This window comes from Rhizobacter sp. P1_G5 (assembly GCF_056405435.1).
On sequence record NZ_JBFUCB010000534.1, the window covers coordinates 1 to 4,259 of the forward strand.

Annotated in this window: 4 protein-coding genes; all 4 read right to left on the reverse strand. The window is 68.3% G+C overall.

Annotated features, from left to right (window positions below; all coding sequences use genetic code 11):
• Positions 1 to 776 (reverse strand): P1 family peptidase (locus tag AC1D12_RS26275; RefSeq protein ID WP_477843913.1); only part of this gene is annotated, 776 nt, incomplete at its 3' end.
• Positions 776 to 1,657 (reverse strand): glutathione ABC transporter permease GsiD, encoded by an 882-nt coding sequence (gene gsiD / locus AC1D12_RS26280; RefSeq protein ID WP_465112413.1) that lies wholly within the window; start codon positions 1,655 to 1,657, stop codon positions 776 to 778. The genes gsiD and AC1D12_RS26275, both read right to left, overlap by 1 nt.
• Positions 1,654 to 2,574, reverse strand: a complete 921-nt coding sequence (gene gsiC / locus AC1D12_RS26285) for a glutathione ABC transporter permease GsiC (protein ID WP_047511653.1) — start codon at positions 2,572 to 2,574, stop codon at positions 1,654 to 1,656. Before gsiC ends, gsiD begins: the two co-directional genes overlap by 4 nt.
• 22 nt (positions 2,575 to 2,596) lie before the next feature.
• A complete protein-coding gene (gene gsiB, locus AC1D12_RS26290) occupies positions 2,597 to 4,135 on the reverse strand; it encodes a glutathione ABC transporter substrate-binding protein GsiB (RefSeq protein WP_477843915.1) in 1,539 nt (512 codons plus the stop codon).
• Positions 4,136 to 4,259 lie beyond the last annotated feature (124 nt).

Below are 4,259 nucleotides of genomic sequence, written 5' to 3' on the forward strand. Positions count from 1 at the left end.
GCCGCGCGCCGCGCGACACGGCCCAGCTGCCGCGCATCCAGCGGTGCGTCGGTGGCCAGCAGCACGATGATCGAGCCGCGCTCCGGCCCCGCATCAGCGTGCAGGCGCGCCTGCAGTTGCGCGCCGATGCGCCGGCCGGCGATCGTCAGCGCCTCGGGCCGGCCCTGGTTCGCGAGCACCAGCGCGCCGAGGTTGAACCCACGCCCCTGCCACGCGACCCGGCGCGATGCACTGCCGATGCCGCCCTTCAAGCCATGGCACGACATGCCGCGCCCTGCGCCCACGCTGCCCTGCGCAACACTCCCCGGCCCTTCGCGCGCGGCCGCCAGCGCCTGCGCCACATGCGATTCCTGCAAGGCCAGCGCGCGCGCATCGTTCAGCCACCCGTCGTTGCACTCGAACACCAGCGGGTTCAGCGTCGGCAGGCTGCGCGCGAGCTCCGGGTTCTGCGCCAGCCCGTCGCGCACCAGCGCCGTCGCCGCGGTGCCGACCGCCAGCGTGCTGACCAGCGCGATCGGCGATTCGAGCGTGCCGAGTTCCTGCACCTGCATCAGCCCGAGGCTCTTGCCGAAGCCGTTGATCACCGCCAGCCCGGCCGGCAGCTTGTGCAGGAAGAGGTTGCCCGGCTGCGGCAGCAGCACGGTGGCGCCGGTCTGCGTCGCGCCGTCGGCCAGCGTGCAATGGCCGAGCGAGACGCCCGGCACATCGGTGATCGCATCCAGCGCTCCCGCGGGCAGCACGCCCACGCGCGGTGCGCCGAGCGCCGAGAGCTCCATCAGAACTTGTCCAGCTTCGGGTCCAGCGCGTCGCGCAGGCCGTCGCCCAGCAGGTTGAACGCCAGCACCGTGACGAAGATCGCGAGGCTCGGGAACAGCGCGACGTGCGGCGCGTTCAACATGTCGGCACGCGCTTCGTTCAGCATCGCGCCCCACTCCGGCGTCGGCGGCTGCGCACCGAGCCCGAGGAAGGACAGGCTGGCCGCGGTGATGATCGAGGTGCCGATGCGCATCGTCAGGTACACCACCACCGAGGCCACCGTGCCGGGCAGCAGGTGGCGCAGCATGATCACGGTGTCCGAGGCGCCGATCGAGCGCACCGCCTCGATGTAGGTCTGGTGCTTCAGCGACAGCACGTTGCCGCGCACCAGCCGCGCGAACGCCGGCACGCTGAACACCGCGACCGCGAGGATCACGTTGACCATGCCGTTGCCGAGGATCGCGACGATGCCGATCGCCAGCAGGATGCCGGGGAACGCGAACAGCACGTCGGCCATGCGCATCACGATGCGATCCCACCAGCCCTGGTAGTAGCCGGCCAGCAGCCCGAGCAGCGTGCCGATCACCGCGCCCACCGCCACCGAGATGAAGCCGGCCGCCAGCGAGATGCGCGCACCCATCAGGATGCGGCTGAAGATGTCGCGCCCGAGCGAATCGACGCCGAACCAGTGCCTGGCCGACGGCGGCGTGTTCAGCGCGTCGTAGTCGAAGAAGTTCTCGGCATCGAACGGCACCAGCCACGGCGCGAACGCCGCCACCGCCACCAGCAGCAGCACGAACGCGCCGGCCACCAGCGCGACGCGCTGGCGCTTGAACTTGCGCCAGAACTCGGAGGCCGGCGTGCGCACGGCCGTCGTGGGAGCGGTAGAGGGTGTGTTCACTGGAAGCGGATGGTCGGGTTGATGACGGCGTACAGCACGTCCACCAGCAGGTTGATCAGGATGAACTCGAGCGAGAACAGCAGCACCAGCGCCTGGATCAGCGGGTAGTCGCGCATCTCGACCGCGTCGACCAGCAGCCGGCCCATGCCGGGCCAGTTGAAGACGACCTCGACGACGATCGAGCCGCCCAGCAGGAAGCCGAACTGCAGGCCCATCATCGTGACGACCGGGATCAGCGCATTGCGCAGCCCGTGCTTGAACACCACCGGCAGCTCGCCCAGGCCCTTGGCGCGCGCGGTGCGCACGTAGTCTTCCTTCAGGATGTCGATGAACGAACTGCGCGTGAAGCGCGCCATCACCGCGGCCACGCCGGCACCGAGCGTCAGCGACGGCAGGATGTAGTGCCGCCAGCTGTCGGCGCCGACCGTCGGCAGCCAGCCGAGCTGCACCGAGAACAACTGCATCAGCACCATGCCGAGCGCGAACGACGGGAACGAGATGCCCGAGATCGCGAGCGTCATGCCCAGCCGGTCGGGCCAGCGGTTGCGCCAGACGGCCGAGGCGACACCGAGCACCAGCCCGAGCAGCACCGACCAGCCCATCGCCGCGAGGGTCAGGAAGAAGGTCGGGCCGAAGCGCTCGGCGATCTCGGTGGACACCGGCCGCTTGCTGCGGATCGACAGCCCGAAGTCACCCTGCAGCGCATGGCTGAAGAAGCGCACGAACTGCTGCGGCAGCGGCAGGTCGAGACCGAGGTCGCGGCGCACCAGCTCGACCGTCTCGGGGCCGGCATCGACGCCCGCCGCGAGCCGCGCCGGATCGCCCGGCAGCAGGTGCACGAAGGCGAACACCAGCACCGCGACGATCAGCAGCGTCGGCAGCAGCCCCAGCAGGCGCTTGATGAGATAGACGACCATGGCCGGTGTTCGATTCAGCCGATCACTTCAATTCGACATCGTCGAAGTTGAAGCTGCCGTCCGGAATCACATAGAAGCCCGCCAGGTTGCGCGCCCGCACCGACACCAGCCGCTCCGTCACCAGGAAGGCCCAGGGCGCGTCCTTCCAGATCTGCTTCTGCGCCTCGGTGTAGAGCTTCGCCTTCTCGGCCTTGTCGGTGGTCACCAGCGATTTCGCGATCGCGCCGTCGACCACCTCGTTCTTGTAGTACGCGGTGTTGAACAGCTTCGGCGGGAACGACTCCGAGGCCAGCAGCGGGCGCATCGCCCAGTCGGCCTCGCCGGTCGACGACGACCAGCCGACGTAATACATGCGCACCGGCGCGGTCGCCGGGTCCTGCGCGCTCTCGACGCGCTCGACGCGCTGGCCGGCTTCGAGCGCCTGCACCTGCAGCTTGATCCCCACCTGCGCCAGCTGCTGCTGCACGAACTGGATCACCTTCTGCGCCGTCGTGTGGTTGTAGGCCGACCACAGCGTCGTCTCGAAGCCGTTCGGGTAGCCGGCCTCCTTCAGCAGCTCGCGCGCCTTGGCCGGGTTGTACGGCCAGGGCCCCAGCTTGGCGGCGTACTCCACGCCCTGCGGCAGCACACCTTCGGCGGGAATCGCGTAGCCGGAGAAGGCCACCTTGATCAGCGCATCCTTGTTGATCGCGTAGTTGATCGCCTCGCGCACCTTCGGGTTGTCGAACGGCTTCTGCTGCACGTTCATCGACAGGTAGCGCTGGATGATCGACGGCGATGCGGTCACCTCCAGGCTCGGCTTCTTCGACAGCGTCTCGACCGCCTCGGGCGGCACCGGGAACGCGAAGTGCGCCTCGTTGGTCTGCATCACCGCGGCGCGGGTGTTGTTGTCGACCACCGGCCGCCAGGTGATGCTGTCGACCTTCGGGCAGCCCTTCTTCCAGTAGCCGTCGAACTTCTCGACCTTCAGGTAGTCGGTGGCCTTCCACTCGACGAACTTGAACGGGCCGGTGCCCACCGGGTTCTGCGCGATGCCCTTGCTGCCGTACTTCGCGAGCGCCGCCGGCGAGATGATCACGCCCGACGGGTGCGCCAGCGTGTTGATGAACGGCGAGAACGGCTCCTTCAGCGTGAAGCGCACCGTGGTCGCGTCGAGCGCCTCGGTCTTCGCGATGTTCTTGTAGAGGTTGTAGCGCTTGAGCTTGTTGTCGGGGTTCGTCACGCGGTCGAACGTGGCCTTCACCGCCTCGGCGTTGAACGGCGTGCCGTCATGGAACTTGATGCCGCTCTTCAGCTTGACGGTGTAGACCAGGCCGTCCTTGCTGGCGGTGTGGCTCTCGGCCAGCACCGGCACCATCTTCATGTCCTTGTCGAAGCCGTACAGGCCCTGGTAGAACGACTTGGCCACCGCCTGCGACAGCGTGTCGTTGGCGTCGTACGGGTCGGTCGTCGTGAAGGTCGACGCGACGGCGATCGTGATGTCCTTCGCGGCCTGGGCGGCCAGCGCGGTGCCGGCCAGTGCCAGCGCGGCGGCGATTCGGGAGAGCTGTTGTCGGTTCATCGAGTACTCCTGGCTTTGAATGAGCAGAACAAGAAGATCAGAAAGCGACGCCCACCGGATGGCGGGCCACGAAGTGACCGGGTGCGACCTGCTGCAGCGGGGCCACCGTCGGCAGATCACCGAC

What these genes read in the sequence shown, in the direction of transcription:
- gsiC (WP_047511653.1), bottom strand. Translation starts at nt 2,574, where the DNA reads ATGGTCGTCTATCTCATCAAGCGCCTGCTGGGGCTGCTGCCGACGCTG.
- gsiB (WP_477843915.1), bottom strand. Translation starts at nt 4,135, where the DNA reads ATGAACCGACAACAGCTCTCCCGAATCGCCGCCGCGCTGGCACTGGCC.